Origin of the sequence: Halosimplex carlsbadense 2-9-1 (assembly GCF_000337455.1) — an archaeon.
Lineage (GTDB): Archaea > Halobacteriota > Halobacteria > Halobacteriales > Haloarculaceae > Halosimplex > Halosimplex carlsbadense.
The window spans coordinates 131,481-152,206 of the sequence record NZ_AOIU01000047.1 but is presented as its reverse complement, the minus strand read 5'-3'; the positions used below and the strand labels follow the sequence as shown (position 1 = coordinate 152,206).

Here is a 20,726-nt window from a genome sequence, read left to right as displayed (position 1 = left end):
GATCGGACGTGAGCCCCGACGACGTGGACAGGGACCCCGGGAGCGTCACCGACCAGCGCCTCCAGCAGGGCCAGGCGATGCGGCGGACGATGGAGACCGTCGACACGGGGGTGACCGGCGACATCGACTTCCGGGCGCCGTCGGTGCGCGACAATCCCGCCAGGACGGTCGCCGGACTGGTCGTCGTCCTGGCGGGGCTGGCGGCGGTCGTCGGCCTCGACGCCGTCCCCGATCTGCCGTTCGGGAACGGCGTCGTCGCCGGGATCTCGATCTCGGCGATCGCGACGGGCGCGCTCGCGCTGGTCCGGCGGCTGTTCACCGACTACGAGACGGCCGAGACGGCCGACGTGGAGTACCGCGAGTCCGTCACCGTCCCCGGTTCGGCGTTCGACGACACGCTCGCCGGCGCGATCCACGGGCTGAGCCGCACGCGCGTCGACGCCCGCCGCGACGCGACCGAACGGCTCCAGCGCGCGGCGGTCTCGATCTACGCCCAGGCCGAACGGATCCCCGAGGCCGAGGCCCGCGAGGCCGTCGCCTCGGGGACGTGGACGGACGACCCCGTCGCCGCGCAGTTTCTCTCGGCGGAGTCGTCGGTCTCCGCGACCGGCGACCAGGTCCGGTCGCTGGTCGGCCGTCGGACGAAGCTCTCGACCGACACCGACCGCGTGCTGGCCGAGCTAGCCGCTCTCGCACCCGGTCTCGACGCCGCCGACTGGGCTGACGAGACGACCGACACCGACCGCCCCTCGACGGTCCGGACGACCGGCCGTCGGCGCCGCCAGGTCGACCGACGGACCAACCGCTGGACGGGCCTGACCGGGCTGGGGCTACTCGCCGTCGGCGTCGGCATCTGGGCCGGCCACTCGGCGGTGCCGCCGTCGCTGATGGTCGCCGCCGCGACCGTCGTCGGCGCCGCCGGCTACGTCTACCTCTCCTCGCCGCCGCCCGTCGAACTGGCCGTCGAGCGCGAACTCTCCGCGACCGATCCCGCGCCCGGCGAGGCCGTCACGGTGACCGTTCGCGTCACCAACGAGAGCGACGACCTCCTGCCGGACCTGCGCCTCGTCGACGGCGTCCCCTCGGCCGTCCGCGTCGTCGACGGCTCGCCGCGGTTCGCGACCGCGCTCCGGGCCGGCGAGACGGTCTCCTTCTCCTACACCGTCGAGGCCGTGCGGGGCGACCATCCCTTCGACCCGGTCCACGTCGTCGCCCGCGACTTCAGCGGCGCGCTCGAACGCGAACGGTACGTCCCGAGCGGGGAGGGGACGGTGCTTTCCTGCGCGCTCGACCTGAGCGCCGCCGAGGAGATCCCGGTCCACCCCCAGACCGCCCGCCGCGTGGGTCGCGTCGTCACCGACACCGGCGGTAGCGGCGTCGAACTCCACTCGGTGCGGGAGTACCAGCGGGGCGACCCCCTCTCCCGCATCGACTGGAACCGCGTCGCTCGCTCGGGGGAGTTCGCGACCCTCCTGTTCCGCGAGGAACACGCCGCGACGGTGGTCGTCCTCGTCGACGCCCGCGCCGAGGCGTACGTCGCCCCGCGCGTCGACGCTCCCTCGGCCGTCGACCACAGTATCGCCGCCGCGGACGTGGTCGTCGCCTCGCTGGTCGCAGCCGGCGACTCGGTGGGGCTGGCCGCCCTCTCGCCGGAGCGCTGCTGGCTCGAACCCCGCGGCGGCGCCACCCAGGCCGCTCGCGCCCGCAGCTTGCTCGAACGCCACCCCGCGTTCGACGGGAACCGACCCGAGGGAACCTTCTACGGCGAGTTCGCCGAGCGCCGGCTCCGCCGGGAGCTCCCGAGCGACGCACAGCTCGTCCTCTGCTCGCCGCTGGCCGACGACGACGCCGTCGACATCGTCCGCCAACTGCACGCCCGCGGGTTCCCCGTCACGGTCCTCAGCCCCGACGTGACCGCCGGCGCCTCGACCGGCCAGCGCCTGGCGGCCATCGAGCGGGCGATGCGGATCTCCCGGCTGCGCCGCGCTGGCGTCCGCGTCGTGGACTGGAACACCGACAACCCGCTGGAGACGGCCATCGACGCCGCTCAACGGCGGTGGTCGGCGTGAGCGTCGTCCGCCGCCCCGCCCGCGAGTCGGTGTGGATCGCGCTCGCGCCGGCGGTCGTCGCCGTCCTCGGGCTCGCGGTCAACCTCGTCTCGTTCGCCGTCGCCGCGGCGGGCCTGGCCGTCGTCGGCTTCGGGACCGATCGGGCGTCGCGCGCGCTCGTGACCGCCGGTAGCGGTCTGATCNGGCGCCCCGCCGGCCGTCCTGTTGCTGGTGACCGCCGCGACCATCGTCACCTGGACGACCGCCGAGCACGTCGTCGGCCTCGCCGAACACCTGGGCCGCGACGCGCCCGTCCAGCGGGCGATCCTCGTCCACCTCGGCGGCGCGACGCTCACGACGCTGGTGGCCGGCGGTATCGCGTTGGGGGTCTTCCTGTTCTCCACCGCCACGCTCGCGCCCGGCGTCCTCGTCTTCCTGCTGGTCGGGAGCGCGCTGTTGCTGTACGCGCTGGAACCGTGAGGCCGTCTTTTCATAGGGCTCTCTTCGGTGGCCGATGCTCGATAAAGAGGGTACATCCCACACAGACAGTTCCGGCAACGGCGACGGCTGAGCGGCCTCGGGGAGGGCGGATAGTACGTCTACTCCACTACAGAACTGTAAGATCGTCTCCGGCTTTCTCGCGTAGGATCGACCTCACCTCCTCGGATATCTTCGGTGACTGTCGTCCCAGCAGGGAGGGGATCTGTGACCGTGAATTGTACCGACCGACGATGGAGACGTAGCAACTATCGTCCCGTTCGGGCAGTGTCGCAACGTCGGCCAGGACGATCCCAGTCGCGGAGATCGCCGTCTTTACGCCCTCGATCCGCCCACGGCCGTCGCGTCCAATCTTCCGATCCGGGATGCCAGCGGCACGCATCGAATCCTCGACGATACGTTCGGTCTCACCCATCGGGCGGTCTACTCGCATCATTATCTCACCTAAGTTTCGTTACGATGAAATTGATGCCGATCTTACAACCAATTATTCAGGAAGGAATTCACTGCCAGAGACGCACCCACACCGGACGTGTCGATAACTGACCGGGACGCCCCACCGGACGACCCCACATTTGCAAGGTGAAGGCAGTTGCGCGAGCCGACCCGAAGGGGGGTATGTCCGAAAGTGACGACGACCACGAACAGGGCGTCGAGTTCGGGTCCATCGAGTCGGTCTTCGAGGGGCTGTCCTACCCGGTGACGGCGAGCGAACTCGTCGAACAGTTCGGCGACCGGGAGATCGAGCGCACGAGCGCCGACCCGATCGCCATCGAGGACCTGTTCGCCGGCGCCGGCGACCAGTCGTTCGAGTCCGACGAGGAGCTGCGCCAGGGGATGCTCAACATGATGCCCGCCGAGTCGGTGGGTCGCCAGCGCTACTCCGACCGGGGCGGCTCCGACCGGGACGACCTGGCCGAGGAGGACGAGACGAGCGGGTGACTGCGTCGGCGGCTCAGACCGTCGGGACCGGCACTTCGTCGAGGACGGCGTCGACGACGGTGGACTTCTGGACCTCGTCGACGCGGGCGTCGGGCGTGAGGACGACGCGGTGGGCCAGCACCGGCTGGGCGACGCGTTTCACGTCGTCGGGGGTGACGTACTCGCGGCCGACCATGGCGGCGCGGGCGCGGGTGGCTTCCAGCAGGCGCTGGGTCCCGCGCGGGGAGACGCCCACCTCGACGCGGCGGTCCTGGCGGGTCGCCCGCGCGATGGCCGAGACGTACGTGACCAGGTCGTCGTCGACGCGGACCTGCTCGGGGGCCTCGCGCAGGTCGGTCACGAGTTCCTGGTTCAACACCGGCGAGACCGACGGGCTCTGCTCGCTGCGGCCCAGGCGGCGGTGGAGCAGTTCCTCTTCGCCGGCCTCGTCGGGGTAGCCGATGGAGCTCTTGACGAGGAAGCGGTCGACCTGCGCCTCGGGGAGTTCGAAGGTCCCCTCCATCTCGACGGGGTTCTGCGTCGCGAGGACGAAGAAGGGAGAGGGGAGCTCGTAGGTGTCGCCGTCGACGGTGACCTGCTCCTCCTCCATCGCTTCGAGGAGGGCCGACTGCGTCTTGGGCGGCGCGCGGTTGATCTCGTCGGCGAGGACGACGTTGGCGAACAGGGGACCTTCGTTGAACTCGAACTCGCGTTCGCGCTCGTTGAACACGTGGGTGCCGGTGATGTCGGCGGGCAGGAGGTCGGGCGTGAACTGCACGCGGGAGAAGTCGAGGCCGAGCGCGGTGGCCATGCTGCGGGCGGTGAGGGTCTTCCCGGTCCCCGGCACGTCCTCCATGAGGACGTGGCCGCGGCCGACGAATCCCAGGAGCACCGTTTCGAGGAACTCCCGGTCGGCGATGACGGCCGAACCGATCTCGTCGAGGACCCGGTCGCACTCCGCGTTCGCTTCGCTTACGTCCATGGCCTCCCGTGAGTTCGCCGACAAGTTAGGCGTTGGGTCTGGCGTCGCGGCCCCCGCGGGTCGGTGCAGTCGGCCGGTTCCCTGCCGGGACGGATCGTAACCCATAAAGTCGGCTTGCGTCTACGAACAGGTGAGCCGAGGTAGCCTAGCCTGGCCAAGGCGCCTGCTTCGAGAGCAGGTCTCCGCAAGGACTCAGGAGTTCAAATCTCCTCCTCGGCGTTCTCCGCGAACCACGTCCGCGAGCGACCGGTCTGCGTGTCGCTCGCATCGGTGAGCGCGACCGGCGCGTGAGATTCGAAGTAGACGAGTCGCAGCGCGAGCGGAGCGAGCGACCGTCTCGGCGTAGTTCAAATCTCCTCCTCGGCGTTTTCGCGATCCGTCACTCGGGCAGTGGTCGCACTCGCGACCGCCCGATCCCCACGACTGAAGTGGCGGCTGTCCCATCGTGAGGACGATGCCCTCCGTTCGCTCGTCGTCCAGCGTCGGCCTCCGCGCTCGGATGGCGCTGGCGGTCGCGGCGCTGACCGTCGTCGCCGCCCTCCTCGTCGCCTTCGAGGGGCTGCTGTTCGGGTTCGTCTCCTACTGGTTCCTGTTGCTCGCCAGCGGCCTGCTCGAACTCTTCCTCGGGACGGCCGCGCTCGGACTCGTCGGCGCGGTCGTCGGCTACGCGGCCGTGCTCGGGGTGGTCTTCCTCGCGTATCACGCGGCGGTCACCACCGAGCGAGGGTTCGACGTGGCGCCGAACTTGCTGGGCTACGCCTTCGTCGGCTCGCTGATCGCGTCGCTCGGGGTGACCTTCGTCGTCCTCGACCGCCTCGGGACCCCGGGGTGGGCGTTCGCGCTGGTGCTGGTCACGCTCGTGGCGTCCGTGTATCCGTTCATGCTGTTCCAGATCGCCCGCGAGCGGTCCGAAGACGACGGGAGTGACGAAGACGAGGACCCCCCCTGGGCGACCGAAGGCGACGAAGCGCCGTGGCAAGTCGACAGCGATAGTCCCCCGTGGGTCGACGACGGGAGCGACGACGACGGGGACGAGAACGGGAGCGACGACGAACGCGGACTCGACCGGACGCCGCTCGACACCGTCCGGACGCTGGCCGGGCACGCGTGGACGCTCCTGACGGGGTTCGTCGACCGTACCGGTCTCCTCGGCGTCGCCGGCGCGCTCGTCCTCGCCAGCGGGACGCTGGCGGGGGTGTACGTTGCCGCGATCCGGTGGTCGGCCGACGAGCTGGTCCGCCCGCTCGCGGCGCTGATCGCCCTCGTCCTGACGACCGGACACCTCGCGGCGCTGGTCCGGTCGGAACTGGCCGACAGCGCGGCGCTGGGGGCGTTCGACGAGGCGTACCGGACGGTCGAGGACCCCGAGCGTCGGCGGGCGTTGCAGGCGCGGGTCGAGCGGCTGGCGGCCCAGGCGGACGTGCCAGCGCCGCGGGTCCGGTTCGTGGCGTCGACCGAGCCGACGGCCGCCGCGGTCGGCTACCGCCCGGGCGAGTCGACGCTCGTCCTCTCGACGGGGCTGGTCGAGGCGCTCGACGACCGGGAGCTCGACGCGGTGGTGGCCCACGAACTCGCACACGTCGCCAACCACGACGCGGCGGTGCTGACTGCGCTGTCGTTCCCGCGGGTGAACGCCGAGCGGCTGTTCGACCGCTACGGGATCAACCCCGTCGTGTCACTGCTGGCCGGGTTCGTCGCGCTGACGGGGCGGTTCTGTACCGCCGTGGTCGCCCGCGCTCGCGAGTACGTCGCCGACGACGGGGCGGCCGCGATGACGGGCGACCCCGCGGCGCTGGCCAGCGCGCTCGAGACGCTCGACGCACGGCTCGGTCGGCGGCCGACCGAAGACCTGCGCAGCGCCGCCACGGCGTTCGGCATCGTGCCGCCGCCCTGGGAAGAACACCGCTTTTTCGACCGAACGCGCCGGCTGATCTTCCGGCGGCTGCTCGGAACGCACCCGGCGACCGAGGACCGGGTCGAACGACTGCGGCGGGCGGCCGCCGAACGGGAGAGTTGACCCTCCGCTGGGCTCGCGGTCAGGCGACCGAGAGGGCGGCCGCGACGACCGCGCTCGCGACGAGGAGGTACGCGGCGGCCGACAGCGCCCAGTCGCGGCGCACGCGGCCGACCCGGTCGTCGGGCACCCGGCCGTAGGTCGGGACGACGACGAACGAGAAGAACCAGTTCATCAGGACGCCGAGCGCGACGGCCGCTGTGGCGACCGCGAGGACGGTCCCATCGAGCAGCCACTGCGCCGCGCTGACTCCGGCGAGGAAGAGGACGCCGGTCCCGATCCCGGCCCCGTAGTGTGCGGCGGTGGCGACGCCGTCCGGAGCCGATTCGAGGGTGGCATCGGAGAGCGTCCCGGCGGCCACCCGCGGCGCGGTCGGCCCCTCCGGGAGGCGGTTCATCGGGAGATCCATGCCGAACGTCGCGACCAGTCCGACCGCCGCACCGGCGAGCAGGCCGACGGGCAGCCAGTCGATCGTCAGCGTTCCGACTGTCATACCGGACGTGCGGACCGAACCATCAAAACGGGAGGGTCCAACTGGTTCGGTGGACGACTCCGTCGGCGGTCGGCGATCCGGCGTGGGCGGGTCGTCGCGTCGGTCAGCCGCCGGTCCCGGGGTTCTGGTAGACCGCGGTGACGATGCCGGCGGTCTGGCCGAGGCCGACGGCGGCGATGCCGACGGCGGCGTCCACGTCGGAGCCGGCCAGTCCGTAGGTGGCCGCGCCGGCCAGCGCGAGGATGGCGCCGGCGAGGTAGATGCGGTTGAACGGCGGCTCCATCTCGGCGGCGGTCGCGACGTACGCCAGCGCCGGGATGGCCATCCAGCCGTACAGCGTCACCGGGAGCGCGGGGTCGGCGTCGGGCGTGATCGCCAGATCGACGGCGCCGACGAGCGTGATGAGGAAGCCGACGACGATCACCCCCTGCCAGACGGCCAGGACGGGGCCGGTCATCTGGTCGCGGGCGACGACGGCGAAGGCGCCGAGCAGGACGGTCATCACCGAGAGGCCGACCAGTAGGACGTGACGCGACACGAGCGGCGAGACGTGGGCACCCAGCGTCAGGGTCCAGGCGGCGGGGACGAGGACGGCGGGAGCGACGTCTGTCAGCGAGCGGCTCACGGGGAAAGCTACGGGAGAGTCCGTGTTCGGCGTTTCGGTATCGTCGGTACGCGCGGCGAGGTGGCGGTTTCAGAGCCGTGCGACGAGGAAGATGAGCGCCGACACGGAGAGGGCGGCGGTGATGATGGCGCCGGCCAGCGGCGCGCCCATCGAGACGGCGGCGTTGGCCGTCGAGGCGAGCATCTCCGTGCGGTCGTTGCCGAAGACGGTCACCTCGGCGCTCTCGGTCTCCATGCCCGCCTCGACCGGTTCGAGGTCGGCCTTCGCTCGTTCGACGAGATCCTCGATAGCCGCGACGATCTCGGCCTCGGGGAGGACGTCGCCGACCTGGTTCTCGGCCTCCATCGTGTTGACGACGTGGGTGTCGGTCGTCAACACCTCGACGCGGTCGACGCCGTCGACGGCCTCGACGATCCGCTCGCGCAGGCCGGGGACCATGTTGTTGCCGTCGACGAAGACGTAGGCGGTCTGCTGGTCGTCGATCTCGAAGACGGCGACGCGGATGCCCAGCGGGCCGATTCCCTCCTCGGGTTCCCAGTCGGTCTCGTCCCAGGCGACGCCGCATTCGAAGGGGCCTCGGGTCGCGGCCGCGAGCCGGGAGCCGACTTCGCCGGCGCCGTCGATCATGTCGAACGAGCGCTGGCTGCCGGGGACGACGTGGCCCAGGTCCTCGCCCGCCAGCCCGTTGTTGCAGTTGTGGGCGTCGGCGAGCATCACCTCGTCCAGGTCGCCGGTGCGGGCCTCGGCGACGGCCGAGAGGCCGACGGCGTACTCCACGTCGTCGGCGAACCCCGGGGCGAACGTCGACGCGAGGAAGGCGCTGTCGCCGAACGCCTGCCCGGTCAGAGTGGCCTCGCCCTCCTCGACCCGCACGGACTTGGTCGCCGTCGCGTCGTACTCGATGCGCTGGTAGGCGGTCTCGGCGGTGTCGATGACGGTCTCGACCTCGCGTTCGGTGACGAGGTTGAAGTCGTGGCCGGCGGTGGCGTGGGGCGGGAAGGCCAACCCGTCGGCCTGTTCGGCGATCCGCCGCGGGAGGTTGCCGCCGCCGATGTCGCCCATCGGGCCGGGGTGGAGCATCGGGAGGACGAACCGGGCCTTCTCGCCGCCCTCCGCCCGGCGGACCGAGAGCACGCTCACGGGGACGATGGCGTCCTCGCCGATGTCCTCGAAGAACGTCTCCAGCTCCCGGCTCCCTTCGGCGACGTGGCCGATGAACCCACGGACGAAATCGAGGACGCTCACGCCCAGGCTACGCTTCCAGGGCTGGTCGATGACGGTGAGAAAGAGCCAGACGCAGCCGGCGTAGACGACGCAGATGAGCGCGAGCAGGCCGAACTTCCCGGGGTCGACGTACTGCATCTCGGCGATGCGCGCGGGCGCCTCGTCGGGCCGAAACAGGAACGCACGGGCGACGGGGCCGCCGCCGAACTCCATGTAGCGCATCGCGCCGCTGTAGACGAACAGCAGCAGCGCCGCCGAGACGGTCTGGATGCTGGCGGCGGCGCTCGCGACGGGGAGTCGCTGGCGCGAGACGGCCATGATGACGAACAGCCGCAGGGCGAAGATCGACGCGAGCGCGACCAGCAGAGCGTCGACGACGAACTCCTGGCCCAGCGGCGTCACGAACGCGACGAACGCCGCGGCGGTCAACACGGCGATCGTGATGAGCTCGCAGGCCAGCGCCAGTAGCGACGCCTGGTTTCGCGAGAGCTGCCCGCCGAGCTTGCGGTCGACGTACGGCGTGAACACGCTCGCCACGACGGTGGGAACGCCGATGTAGAACAGCCCCTCCCAGGCGTCCTCGAAGACGAACCGGGAGTCGAAGGCCGCGACGCCGGCGACCGCCGCGATGAGCAGGGCGAAGCCGACGCTGGAGTACCAGCTGGGCGCGCGAAAGACGAACCGCGAGAGGCTCGCGAGATTGCCCTGAGTGGTCGTCATGACTAACCTGATCCACCAATGACCGTACGATCACTTCAAACGTGGGAGTTCCGTCAGACGCCCGTCAGCGGTGTGTTCGAGCGTCTAGACCCCGTGATCGCCGGTCGAAATCGAACGGCCGTGCGGGTCGGTAACACAGTGTCCGCTCGCGGTCAGCCGCGACCGCCTACTCGCAGATGTCGAGGAAGTTCTCGAAGACCTCTTCGCCGCGCTCGGTGTGGGCGACTTCGGGGTGCCACTGGACGCCGTAGAGGTCGCGGTCGGTGTCGCTCATCGCCTCGACGCCGCAGACGTCGCTCTCGGCGGTGCGCGCGAAGCCCTCGGGGACGCGGACGACCTCGTCGGCGTGGCTCGCCCAGACGCGGGTGTCCGGTGCGAGCGACCCGACGAGCGGGTCGGCGTCCTCGACGATATCGACGGTCACGTCGGCGTAGCCGCCGTAGTCGCCCTCGCCGACCTCGCCGCCGAGTTCCGTCGCGATGACCTGGTGGCCCAGACAGATACCAAACACCGGGATATCGAGGTCGAGGTAGTCGGGGCAGTTGCCGATGCGGTCGATCGAGGGGCCACCCGAGAGGACGAGCCCGTCGGCGTCGATCTCCTCCGGTGGCGTCTCGTTGTCAACGATCTCCACGTCCACGCCCATGTCCCGGAGCGCGCGCTGCTCCAGGTGGGTGAACTGGCCGTGGTTGTCGATCACGTCGATGCGGGTCATTAGGGGCCCGTAGCCCACCGGACGGTAAAAGGCGTCCGGAACGCGCAGGACTGGCCAGCGGCGGACCGCGACGACCGGTGTCGGGACGGGAGGCTGCCGCCCGTCCTCGTCTCCCGGTCATCGCGCTTATGCCCACCCCCCGTGAGGGATCCGTAGATGCGCCGCATCCTCCGGGTCCTCCTCGGCTTCGCGCTGGCCCTGCTCGCGGTCGGCGGCTTCCTGTGGGTCGTCGGCCCGCGCCAGGTCCTCGACGAACTGGCCGGTGTCGAGCCGGTCACCTACGCGGCCGGATTCCTCGCCGTCGTCGCCGCCTTCTACTGCTGGAGCGAGGCGCTGCGTCGCCTGCTCGCCAGTGTCGGCCACGGGGTCGACGGTCCCCGCTACCGCGCGGCGTTCATGAGCGGCGAGTTCCTCAAGCAGATCGTTCCGATGGGCCACTCCGGCGGCCCGGTCTTCGTCTCCTACGCGGTCAGCCGCGAGACCGACGCCCCCTACGAGGCGGCGCTGGCCGCGGCGACGGTCGTCGAACTCGTCAACATCGCGGCGTCGATGGGCCTCGCCGGTGTCGGGCTCGGTGTCATCCTGCTCACGAGCGACGGGCCGATCACACCGCTGTTCGCCGCGCTGCTCGTCGGCTTCGCGGTGGCCGTCGTCGCGCTGGGCGGCGCCGCGCTGCTGGTTTACTCACGTCGGGCGCTCGTCGAGCGACTCGTCCTCCGGGCCGCGGGCGCCGGCCGGGCGACCGTCGGACGGCTCTCCGCCCGTGCGCGGACCGCGCTGGCGGCCGAGCGCGTCGCCGCGACCTTCGGCACCTACTACGCGGCGTTCGACCGGGCGCTGGCCGACCGGGCGGAGGTGCGCCGCGCCGCGGTCTTCTCGCTGGCGGGCTGGGCGCTGTTTCTCGCCCCGATGTACACGAGCTTCCGCGCCATCGGCGAGCCGGTCTCCTACGCGCTGGTCCTCTTCGTCGTCCCCGTGTTGAGTCTGGTGAACGTCGTGCCGCTCCCGGGCGGGCTGGGGGGCTTCGAGGTGGCGCTGGCGGCGGTCGTCGTCGCGCTGGTCGGGCTGGACCTGCCGGCGGCGACGGCCGGGGTGTTCCTCTACCGGCTGTCGAACTACTGGTTCGTCGTCCTGCTTGGCGGGCTCGCCGCGGGGTGGGTCTCGACCCGGCTGGCCGACGTGCCCAGCCCGCTCGCACCCGCGACGGACCCCGACGGCGCTCCCGTCGACTCGGCGACGGACAGGGAGTGAGGTCGCTGTTCGATTCGTGGTGTGAGTGTATCGGTAGTTTCTGCCGGTTGTGTCCTGAGAGGAAGTCGAACGACAGCGACCGCACTTACCGGGGACAGCAGGCGATGAACGCCCTCGGTGCGCTCGCTCAGTCATCCACTGTCAGAGCACGCTCTGACAAGCCTTCGGTCACACGTTCACGAAGACAGCGAGGGACCGGAGGTCCCTCGGGCCATGCGGGCGACGCTCGGGTCGCCCGCAGACCTCGCACGGTTTCGTCGCGGCACGGAGGCCGCGACAGCGCGCGCCACGGTGGATTGCTACGTCCATCGTCTGCACCGATCGATCTCCGGAGCGAACGCCGGACGATTTTTACCGGCCGCCCGTGTCTGTCTTCGTCATGTCACGTCGGGTCCGGCTGGTCGCGGGGTTCACGGTCGCGTTGCTGGCCGTCGGCGGGTTCCTCTGGGCGGTGGGGCCGGAGGCGGTGCTGGCGGAGCTGCGGACGGCGGATCTCGCGGTGCTGTCCGTCGGATTCCTCGGGGTGGTCGCCGCACTCGGGATCTGGAGCGAGGCCGTGCGGCGCCTGCTGGCGAGCACCGGCCACACCGTCCGCGGCCGGCGCTACCGCTCGGCGTACCTGAGCGGCGAGTTCCTCAAACAGGTGCTCCCGATGGGTCAGAGCGGGGGCCCCGTCCTCATGTCCTACACGGTCAGCCGCGAGACCGCGGCGCCCTACGAGTCGACGCTGGCCGCGGCGTCGGTGTTCGCCTTCCTCAACGTCGTGGCGTCGCTCGTCCTCGCCGTCGTCGGCCTGGCGTTCTTGATCGCGACCCAGCGCGGTCCGAGCGGGACGCTGCTGCGTACCGTCCTCGTCGCGATGGTCGGCGTGACCGCCGTCGTCCTCGCGCTCACCTATCTCGCGGTGTACCGACGCGAGACGCTCGAACGCGTCGCGCTCCGGGTCGCCGCCGGCCTCCGCGGGACGGTCGGTCGGGTCTCGGCCCGGGCCGAGACGGCGCTCGCGCCCGAGGTGATCACCGACGCGGTCGCGCGGTTCGGCGGCGCGGTCGGCGACCTGACGGGTGACCGGCGGGGGGTCCTGACGACCGTCGCGCTCGCGGTCGTCGGCTGGCTCTGCTTTCTGTTGCCGCTGTACACGAGCTTCCTCGCGATCGGCGAGCCGGTGCCCTACGCGCTCGTCGTCTTCGTCGTCCCGGTCGTCACCCTGCTGAACGTGGTGCCGCTGCCGGGCGGCCTCGGCGGGTTCGAGGTGGCGCTGGCGGGCGTGACCGCCGCACTCGCGCCCGTCGGCCTGCCGACGGCGACCGCCGCCGTCTTCCTCTTCCGGCTGTCGAACTACTGGTTCGTCGTCCTGCTGGGCGGGCTGGCGGCGGCGTCGCTGTCGGTCCGGGTGAGCGACCCGCCGCCGGTGGTTCCCGTCGAGGACGACGAGGGGATCTGAGCCGCGACCGCGTCAGGCGACGAGGAGGTAGACGAGCGCGGAGGCGATGAGGAGCTTCTTGACGACGATGACCCCGAGGACGACCGACCGGGCGGTGATGTCGTCGAGCCGGTCGGCGAGCCGACGGTATGCACTGTCGACGAGCGAGGGGCCCTGTCGGCCGCGCTCGCCGGCGGTCTCCGGCCCGCCGCCGGGGAGCGCCGCGGCCGGCACCCAGCCGTCGTCGAGGTAGACGACGGGGATCGTCTCGCCTTCGAGGTAGGGGAGCTGGTCGTACTCGTAGCCCGCGGCTCCGGCCACGGACTTCAACTCCATCACGTCCCGCGCGTCGTCGAGGTCGTAACTGACCGAGTCGGGCTCGGGCGTCCACTCGAAGCCGAACGTCAGTCGGGCCGTGTCGTCGACGACGGCCACGTCGGTGATCTCCGCCCGCTCGCGGTTCCCGGTGAGTTCGCGTTCGCTCCGCTGGAGCCGTTCGTACTCGTCGTCCGTGTACTCGCGGAGGGCCATCCGTATCGATCCTGACGGCGGAACGGAAATAAGGGCTCCGCGTGTCAGCGGTCGGACTCGTCCCGACCGCGGTCCGACGACCCCTCGCCGCTCTCGTCGGTACCGCCCTCGCTTCCGCCGGTATCGAACCGCTCGGCGGCGGACTGGAAGCCGAGTTCGGACTGCTCTCGGGAGCGTCGCCCCTCGCGCTCGGCGATGGCCTCGGGGTCGGGGTTGGCGTCGTCGTCGACACTCGCCCACGAGTCGTGGACCTTCGCGTGACACCACCGACAGAGGAACACCGTGATCTCGTGGCTCGGGTCGTCGGACTCGTCGTCCGACCGCCCGGCGTAGGACAGGTGATGCTCCTCCAGCAGCGGCCGCTCGTCGTCGTGGGCCATCCGGTGCTCTTCGAGACCGCAACGCTCGCACTCCCGATCCCTGTTGCGACACCGGAAGTGGGGGCAGTCGGCCCACTCCCAGCGGCCGGTCAACCCCTCCTCGTCGAGGTCGCCGACGACCGGACAGCGAAAGTCCTCGCGGCTGCGCGCGTTCGCGAACTCGGGGTCGCGGTCGCCCTGTTCGACGGCGAACCGGCAGCGGCCCTCGTCGGTACAGTGGTCGCAGCGGTCGACGTGGGCGTACGGGTCGTCCACCCCGACCGACGTGCCCGAGGGCGTCTTCTCCATGTCCGGCCGGTGGGCGCGGAACGGTTTGAACCCCCCGTTCGCGGCGAGCGGACGCTCGTGATGAGCGTCCCCGTCTCTGACGCGGTGACGACCGGGAGGCGTCGGCGGCCGACCGGACGGCGATCGAAGTTCTCAGGCTCTGAAATTGACTTCCGGTCTTTATGGGGGCGCTCGCCGACCGACAGCACATGTACGGTCGCCCGGTTAACTGGTACAAGCGATTCATACGCGGCTGGATAACGACGATGGGGATCGACCGTTCGGTCGAGCGGACGGTCGTCGCGGCGGCCGGGATTCAGTTTCTGATATCACTCGCTCAGGCGCTCGCCCCGTTCGTGACGACGGGAGTCGCCAGGGTCGCGCTGGGCGCGGTCCTGTTCGTCGGGGCGGCGCTCGCGCTCGTGAACACGGTCTGGATCGTCCGCGAGGACGTGGTCGTCCCCGTTCGGCGGCTGGAGGCGGCGGCCGACCGGATCGCCGACGGCGCGGTCGACGTGCCCGTCTCTACGAGCGACGACCCCTCGGAGATCGGGAGTCTGACGCGCTCGTTCGCGGAGATGAGTTCCCACATCGAACTCGTCGCGGCCCAGGCCGACGCGCTGGCCGACCAGGAGTTCGACGCGCCCGTCCTCGACGAGCAGGCACCTGGCGCGTTCGGCGAGTCGCTGTCGCGGATGTCTGACAGCCTCCGCGAGTACACCGACGAACTCGAGGAGATGACCGCCGACCTGGAGCGGCGCTCGGAGCGCCTGGAGTCGCTGGTCGCGGCGTTCGGAGACGCGGCCGACCGCGCCGCCGACGGCGACCTGACCGCGACGCTCGACGCCGACGACATCGCCGGTGACGACGAACGGTACCGAGAGATCTGCGAGAACTACAACCGGCTGGTCGAGACCCTGGGGACGACGGTCGGTGACGTGCGCGCGTTCGCCGACGAGGTCTCGGCAGCCAGCGACGACGTGGCCGCGAGCATGGACGAACTCGACCGGGCCAGCGACGAGGTGGCGACCTCGACGGGGGAGATCTCGGAGGGGGCGACGCGCCAGAGCGACCAGGTCCGGTCGGTCGCCGAGCGGATGAACGATCTCTCGGCGACGGTCCAGCAGATCGCCGCCTCCGCGGACGAGGTGGCCGACACCGCGGGCAAGACCGCCGAGCGCGGCCGCTCGGGTCGCGACGCGGCCGCCGAGGCCGTCGAGGCGCTCGGCGACCTGGAAGGTCGGATCGAGCGGACCGCCGACGCCGTCGAGAGCCTGGCCGACCGCATGACCGAGGTCGACGAAATCGTCTCGTTCATCGACGGGATCGCCGAGGAGACGAACATGCTGGCGCTGAACGCGAGCATCGAGGCCGCCCGTGCCGGCGGCGGGAACGGGAGCGACACGGGCGACGGCTTCGCGGTCGTCGCCGACGAGGTGAAGGGGCTGGCCGGGGAGACCCGCGACGCCGCCGAGGAGGTGGGCGACCTCGTCGAGGAGCTCCAGCGCGAGTCCGCCGAGACTGCCACGACGGTCCGAGAGATGCACGACCAGGTCGGCGACAGCGTCGCCACGATCGAGGACGCGCTCACCGACTTCGAAGACATCGTCGACGACGTGGGGGACCTCGACGAGAGCGTCCGGGAGATCAGCGCGGCGACCGACGAGCAGGCCGGGACGACCCAGGACGTGGTCGGCCGGGTCGACGAGGTTGCGGACATCAGCGAGCGGACCCGCGAGGAGGCCGAGGCCGTGGCGGCGGCGGCCGAGCAACAGACCGCGTCCGTCTCGACGGTCACTGCCGACGTGCGGTCGGTCGCCGAGCGCGCCGACGACCTCCGGGCCGCCCTCGACCGCTTCCGCCTGCCCGACGCGGCCGGCGACGGGAGCGGGGCGCTCGCGACCGGGAGCCACGCTTCGGCCGCGGCGACCGACGACTGAGGGCAACGGTTTTGTCCCCCTCTCACCAGTGTGGAGCCATGCGCCTCGTCCACGAGTCGGCCGACGGCGACACCCGCACCCTCGCGACGGACGTGGAGCGGGCCGACTCGCTGCTGTCGAAGGTCAAGGGACTGATGGGCAAGTCGTCGCTGCCCGAGGGGTACGCGCTCGTGTTCGACTTCGGGCGGACGAGCTACCGCGACGTACACATGCTGTTCGTCCGCACGCCCCTGGACGTGATCTGGCTCCGCGACGACGAGGTGGTGCAGGTGAAGACCCTGGACCCGTGGCGCGGCACCGGCGTCGCCAAGGCCGACTGTTTCGTCGAACTCCCGGGCGGCGCCGCCGACGGTGTCGAACCCGGTGACAGGGTCTCCCTCGACGGAGGGTGACCGAGTGCTGTCCGCCCGTCGAGCGAGGCGGACGGCGGCGGTGACCCATGTGTCGCACTCGTTCGACGGGGAACCCGACGGTTTAATTAGGGGCGCTCGCTTCACGTTGGAGTACGATGTCGGACCATACCGACACGGAGGATAGAGGAAGTCGCCTCACGGCGGCTGGCCGCGAAATTCTCCGTCATGTGTGACGGCTCCGGTGAGCGCGAAGGGACCACGCTATTCGGCGACCATCCCGAGACGACTCACCTCTCTGACGTCGGAGACGTACAGTTTCTCGACACGACGCTGCGCGACGGCGAGCAAGCCCCGGGTGTCTCGCTGACGCCCGACGAGAAGGCCCGGATCGCCCGCGCGCTCGACCGCGCGAACGTCGGATTCATCGAGGCCGGCAGCGCCTGCACCGGCCCCGGCGAACGCGAGACCATCTCTCGCGTCGCCGAACTCGACCTGTCGGCGACGGTCACGAGCTTCTGTCGCGGCATCCAGCGCGACATCGACCTCGCCCTGGAGTGTGGCGTGGACGGGATCAACCTCGTCGTCCCGGCGAGCGACCGCCACGTCACCGACAAGGTGGGGACGACCCGCGAACAGAACGTCCGCGACACCGTCGAACTCGTCGAGTACGCAAAGGACCACGATCTGTGGGTCGAGGTCATCGGCGAGGACGGCTCCCGGGCGGATCTCGACTACCTCGAAGAGCTCCTGGGCGCCTCGCTGGAAGCGGGCGCCGACCGCATCTGCTGGGCCGATACCGTGGGGCACGCGACGCCCGACGGCGCGCTCGAAGCGGTCTCCCGGCTCTCCGAGCTGGGGCCGGTGAGCGCTCACACCCACGACGACCTCGGGCTCGCGGTGATGAACGCCCTCACGTCGGTCGCCGCGGGCGCCGACGTGGTCCACGGGACCATCAACGGCATCGGCGAACGGGCGGGCAACGTCGCAATCGAGGAAGTGGCGATCGCCCTCTCGCACGGCTACGGCGTCGAGACGCTCGAACTCACCGAGGTGTACGACCTGGCGGAACTGGTCGCCAACGCGACCGGCATCCCGCTGCCGCCGAACAAGGCGGTCGTCGGCCAGAACACCTTCACCCACGAGTCGGGCATCCACACCGACGGCACGCTCAAGGACGACGCGATGTACGAGCCCTACCCGCCGGAGAAGGTGGGCCGCGAACGACGGCTCGCGCTGGGCAAGCACGCCGGCCGCGCCGGCGTGAAGGCCGCCCTCGACGAGAAGGACTTCGAGGTGACCGACGAGGAGCTGTCAGCGATCGTCGCCCGCGTCAAGGAGATCGGCGACCGCGGCAAGCGCGTCACCGACGCCGACCTGCTCACCATCGCCGAAGACGTGACCGACAGCGAACACGAGCGCCGCGTCGAGATCACGGAACTCACGACCGTCGCCGGCGGCAACACGCCGACGGCCACGGTCACCCTCGTCGTCGACGGCGAGGAGCGCACCGAGGCCGAGATCGGTTCCGGACCTGTGGACGCCGCGATCAACGCCGTCCAGTCGGCGCTCGGCCATTCGTTCGACACCCACCTCGAATCCTACCACGTCGACGCCATTACTGGTGGGACGGACGCTATCGTCACCGTCGAGGTGGAGATGTCCCGCGGCGACGACTTCGTGACGGTGACCGCCAGCGACTCGGACATCACCCGCGCCTCCGTCGAGGCCATGGTCGACGCCATCGATCGGCTCGTCGCCACCAGCGACGACCGCGTCATCGCCGACGACTGACGCCGTCCGCCGTTTTTCACCGCGCTCACGGAGACAGCCAACGCAGGTCTGGACTCCGCCGAAAGACGACGCGAGGACGCCGAACAGCGTCGCCAGCAGTAGACCGCACTTCGCGAACACGACTCAGGTCCCTTGGTCGAGACCGACGAGGCCGTCGGATCCCATCCCTCGGTTCCGAGTTCGGGACGGAACACCTCCTCAGAACGGGTCGTCGCCGCCGAAGTCCGGACCGTCGTCCTCGTCGTCGAAGTCGAACCCCTCCTCGCCCAGGTCGTGTTCGCGGCGGGCTTCCTCCTCGTCGACGAACCCCAGGTCGTCGGGGTCGCGACCCGCTTCGTCGACCACCTCGTCGGAGACGATGATGGGGCAGTCGACCCGCAGCGCGAGCGCGATGCCGTCGCTCGGGCGGGCGTCGAAGACCATCTCCGAGCGCTCCTCGTCGCCGTACTGCTCGGTGTCGATCTTCGCGTAGAAGGTGCCGTCGGCCAGGTCGTCGATGCGGATCCGGTCGATGGCACCACCGAACTCGGCGACCATGTCGACGAACAGGTCGTGGGTGAGCGGTCGCTCGAAGGGCGTCCCGTCCAGGGCGTGTTGCATCGACTGGGCCTGGTCGGCGCTGACGAAGATGGGGACCAGTTCCTCGCGGACGCGCAGGAGGACGACCGGGTGGCCCGGGCCGTCGTCGCCGACGCCGACGCCGACGCCCTCGACCGTGGCCTCGTGTGTTGCCATGTCACACCGTTGGAGCGCGACCCTCAAAAACCATCTTTTTCGACCGGGAGTTTCCTCGCTCGCTTCGTTCGCGCGGATGCTCAGTACAGGTGAGGTCGTTAGCGGTGCGGTCGGCGTGCGCTGTCGAGCGTGCGCGCCTCTTGGCGGGCCGCTCGAAACAGTCGCGCGAGGGATGAGCATCGCAGCCTGCGAGAAGCGCAGTCGGCTGGGGAGGTGTGTGGCTGTTTGTGGTTGCTGGCGCGGTGCTTTCCTGGCGTCCTCGTGAGCGGAGCGAACGAGGGCTCAGGAGAGCTTGCTCTCCTGGTGGACTGAAAGGGCGAGGCGCGCTCGCGTTTATCCAGTCGCCTGAGCGGGCACTATCCGAAGCGGCCGGAGGCCGCGAGGATATCCCGCCTCAGCGACCGCGAGTGCGAGGCGCGAGCGAAGCGAGCGCCTCGACATGCGAACGGGGAGTGCAACGACCCGTGAGCGAGCGCGCCGAGGGCTTTCATCGCCTGCTGTCTCCGGTAAGTGCGGTCGCTGTCGTTTGACTTTCTTCCACGACATAACCAGCAGAAACCACTGCTACACTCGCAAGCTCTACCTAGCGGACGGTCCGCTGGCTGCCGGCGTGAACCGATCCGTCGGCAACGATTGAATAACACGCTCGGTACCACAGAAAGAGGAACGTGAGACGGGTCGGAACAGCGAGCGGACGCGGCCTCGATCTGACCCGGTCACCGATCGGTCACGACCAAATCGGGTCCGGCAGTCCGAGTCCCTCGTGGACGAGAAACTCCAGGGCGTTGACGAGGTAGTGAGCGACGACGACGACCAGCAGGCTGTCGGTGAGGACGAATCCGGCCGCCAGCGCCATGCCCAGCCCCCCGGTGACGAGGATGCCAACGCGGCCCTGGGCGCCGTGACCGAGCGCGAACGCGACCGAGGAGACGACGGCGAGGACCCACGGCGACGTGCCGACCGCCGGTGTCACCGCGCCGACGACCGCCGCTCGGAAGACGAACTCCTCGACGACCGCGATGGTCGGCAGCGTCGCTCCCAGGAGCAGTCCCCAGCCGCGGACGCCGTCCGGTGCGAGCAGTTCCCGCAGCCCCTCGTCGTAGTCGGCGCCCGAGGACGCCGCCAGCCCGGAGGCGAGCTCGTTCCCCGCCCAGAGCACGACCCCGAAGACGACGCCGACGGCGAGCGCCGGCAGTCCCGTCGAGAGCGCGTCGCCGCTGACTCCCAGCGCGTCGAGCGGGACGCCGAAGTACCAAGCGCCACCGGCGAGAAGCGCGCCGAACAGCCCCTGCGTGAGCGCCACGTTCAACAGGAGTAGCCCGGGCGACATCGCGGGGTCCTCGCGGGCGTTGTGCGCGACGGCGGGCTCGACCGGTCCCCTCGCCGCGCCGTCTTCGACGGTCCCGGTTCGGCCCGGGTCCTCGGTCGGCCCCAGCGCGCCGTCGGGCGCCAGCGGGTGCGCGACCGGCGACGACCCCGGCGAGTCGCCGTCCTCGTCGCGGCCCTCGCTCGCTCCCTGGTCGGTCGCGCTCACGTCGCGGCTGTCGAACCCCGACGGCCCCGGCGACCGCGGGCGCTCGGGGCTTACACCGTCGTCTTCGCGGTCACTGCTCGCGCCGTCGTCCTCGCGTTTCTCGCCGTCGACGACGCCCTGCGAGAGCCGCGCGAGGATCAGGAACCCGGTCAGGACGACGGCGACGAGCCAGGCGAACCCGGCGAGATCCGTCTCGGGGACGGGGAGCGTCTGGACGGTGGCGCCGACGGCGGCCGGCTGTAGCGTCACGGTTTCAGTTGAGACTCGGCGGTCGAAAGTCG

Annotated in this window: 19 protein-coding genes and 1 tRNA gene; 10 read left to right on the top strand and 10 right to left on the bottom strand. The window is 70.6% G+C overall.

Annotated elements, in window-relative coordinates:
* Both C475_RS24750 and C475_RS20905 read left to right on the top strand, forming a co-directional pair.
* The coding region (locus C475_RS24750; protein ID WP_006885906.1) for a DUF58 domain-containing protein at positions 1–2,069 on the top strand (2,069 nt) is incomplete at its 5' end.
* Positions 2,070–2,279: 210 nt separating this feature from the next.
* Positions 2,280–2,528 (top strand): DUF7519 family protein, encoded by a 249-nt coding sequence (locus C475_RS20905; protein WP_006885905.1) that lies wholly within the window; start codon positions 2,280–2,282, stop codon positions 2,526–2,528.
* 127 nt (positions 2,529–2,655) lie between these two features.
* On the opposite strand, the gene C475_RS20900 is transcribed toward C475_RS20905, so the two are convergent.
* On the bottom strand, positions 2,656–2,961 hold the full coding sequence (locus C475_RS20900; RefSeq protein ID WP_152436565.1) for a hypothetical protein: 306 nt from the start codon (positions 2,959–2,961) through the stop codon (positions 2,656–2,658).
* A gap of 203 nt (positions 2,962–3,164) precedes the next feature.
* Between C475_RS20900 and C475_RS20895 the strand changes: the two genes are divergently transcribed.
* Positions 3,165–3,488, top strand: a complete 324-nt coding sequence (locus C475_RS20895; protein WP_006885903.1) for a DUF5789 family protein — start codon at positions 3,165–3,167, stop codon at positions 3,486–3,488.
* A gap of 13 nt (positions 3,489–3,501) precedes the next feature.
* On the opposite strand, the gene C475_RS20890 is transcribed toward C475_RS20895, so the two are convergent.
* Positions 3,502–4,449, bottom strand: coding sequence for an AAA family ATPase (locus C475_RS20890; protein ID WP_006885902.1), 948 nt, complete (start codon positions 4,447–4,449; stop codon positions 3,502–3,504).
* Positions 4,450–4,583: 134 nt separating this feature from the next.
* Between C475_RS20890 and C475_RS20885 the strand changes: the two genes are divergently transcribed.
* Both C475_RS20885 and C475_RS20880 read left to right on the top strand, forming a co-directional pair.
* Positions 4,584–4,668, top strand: a tRNA-Ser gene (locus tag C475_RS20885).
* Positions 4,669–4,903: 235 nt separating this feature from the next.
* Entirely contained in the window at positions 4,904–6,466 is a 1,563-nt protein-coding gene (locus C475_RS20880; protein ID WP_049931113.1) for a M48 family metallopeptidase, read from the top strand.
* A gap of 19 nt (positions 6,467–6,485) precedes the next feature.
* Here C475_RS20880 and C475_RS20875 read toward each other — a convergent pair whose 3' ends face one another.
* The 4 genes from C475_RS20875 to C475_RS20860 form a co-directional block, all read right to left on the bottom strand.
* Complete coding sequence (locus C475_RS20875; protein ID WP_006885900.1) at positions 6,486–6,956, bottom strand: hypothetical protein; 471 nt, start codon at positions 6,954–6,956, stop codon at positions 6,486–6,488.
* Between the two features lie 103 nt (positions 6,957–7,059).
* On the bottom strand, positions 7,060–7,581 hold the full coding sequence (locus tag C475_RS24110) for a hypothetical protein (protein WP_006885899.1): 522 nt from the start codon (positions 7,579–7,581) through the stop codon (positions 7,060–7,062).
* A gap of 69 nt (positions 7,582–7,650) precedes the next feature.
* The gene (locus C475_RS20865; RefSeq protein ID WP_006885898.1) at positions 7,651–9,525 is read right to left on the bottom strand and encodes a DUF2070 family protein; all 1,875 of its coding nucleotides are present in this window, start codon (positions 9,523–9,525) and stop codon (positions 7,651–7,653) included.
* A gap of 166 nt (positions 9,526–9,691) precedes the next feature.
* Entirely contained in the window at positions 9,692–10,240 is a 549-nt protein-coding gene (locus tag C475_RS20860) for a GMP synthase subunit A (protein ID WP_006885897.1), read from the bottom strand.
* Between the two features lie 156 nt (positions 10,241–10,396).
* On the opposite strand from C475_RS20860, the gene C475_RS20855 reads away from it, so the two are divergent.
* Positions 10,397–11,491 (top strand): lysylphosphatidylglycerol synthase transmembrane domain-containing protein, encoded by a 1,095-nt coding sequence (locus tag C475_RS20855; RefSeq protein ID WP_006885896.1) that lies wholly within the window; start codon positions 10,397–10,399, stop codon positions 11,489–11,491.
* 379 nt (positions 11,492–11,870) lie between these two features.
* Positions 11,871–12,935 (top strand): lysylphosphatidylglycerol synthase transmembrane domain-containing protein, encoded by a 1,065-nt coding sequence (locus C475_RS20850; RefSeq protein ID WP_006885895.1) that lies wholly within the window; start codon positions 11,871–11,873, stop codon positions 12,933–12,935.
* A 12-nt stretch (positions 12,936–12,947) separates the two neighbouring features.
* Here the strand turns inward: C475_RS20850 and C475_RS20845 are convergent, their stop codons facing one another.
* Positions 12,948–13,445 carry a hypothetical protein gene (locus C475_RS20845; RefSeq protein WP_006885894.1) on the bottom strand — a complete coding sequence of 166 codons (498 nt, stop codon included), beginning with the start codon at positions 13,443–13,445 and terminating at the stop codon, positions 12,948–12,950.
* 44 nt (positions 13,446–13,489) lie between these two features.
* Positions 13,490–14,113: a DUF7097 family protein gene (locus tag C475_RS20840; protein WP_006885893.1), complete on the bottom strand. Its 624-nt coding sequence runs from the start codon at positions 14,111–14,113 to the stop codon at positions 13,490–13,492.
* Positions 14,114–14,301: 188 nt separating this feature from the next.
* On the opposite strand from C475_RS20840, the gene C475_RS20835 reads away from it, so the two are divergent.
* The 3 genes from C475_RS20835 to C475_RS20825 all read left to right on the top strand — a co-directional run bounded on the left by C475_RS20835 (position 14,302) and on the right by C475_RS20825 (position 18,176).
* Positions 14,302–16,032, top strand: coding sequence for a methyl-accepting chemotaxis protein (locus tag C475_RS20835; protein ID WP_049931122.1), 1,731 nt, complete (start codon positions 14,302–14,304; stop codon positions 16,030–16,032).
* Positions 16,033–16,070: 38 nt separating this feature from the next.
* Complete coding sequence (locus C475_RS20830; protein WP_006885891.1) at positions 16,071–16,424, top strand: DUF192 domain-containing protein; 354 nt, start codon at positions 16,071–16,073, stop codon at positions 16,422–16,424.
* A 186-nt stretch (positions 16,425–16,610) separates the two neighbouring features.
* Positions 16,611–18,176 carry a (R)-citramalate synthase gene (locus tag C475_RS20825; RefSeq protein WP_006885890.1) on the top strand — a complete coding sequence of 522 codons (1,566 nt, stop codon included), beginning with the start codon at positions 16,611–16,613 and terminating at the stop codon, positions 18,174–18,176.
* 198 nt (positions 18,177–18,374) lie between these two features.
* Here C475_RS20825 and C475_RS20820 read toward each other — a convergent pair whose 3' ends face one another.
* On the bottom strand, positions 18,375–18,911 hold the full coding sequence (locus C475_RS20820) for a bifunctional nuclease family protein (RefSeq protein ID WP_006885889.1): 537 nt from the start codon (positions 18,909–18,911) through the stop codon (positions 18,375–18,377).
* Positions 18,912–19,638: 727 nt separating this feature from the next.
* Positions 19,639–20,694: a CPBP family glutamic-type intramembrane protease gene (locus C475_RS25050; protein ID WP_006885888.1), complete on the bottom strand. Its 1,056-nt coding sequence runs from the start codon at positions 20,692–20,694 to the stop codon at positions 19,639–19,641.
* Between the last annotated feature and the right edge of the window lie 32 nt (positions 20,695–20,726).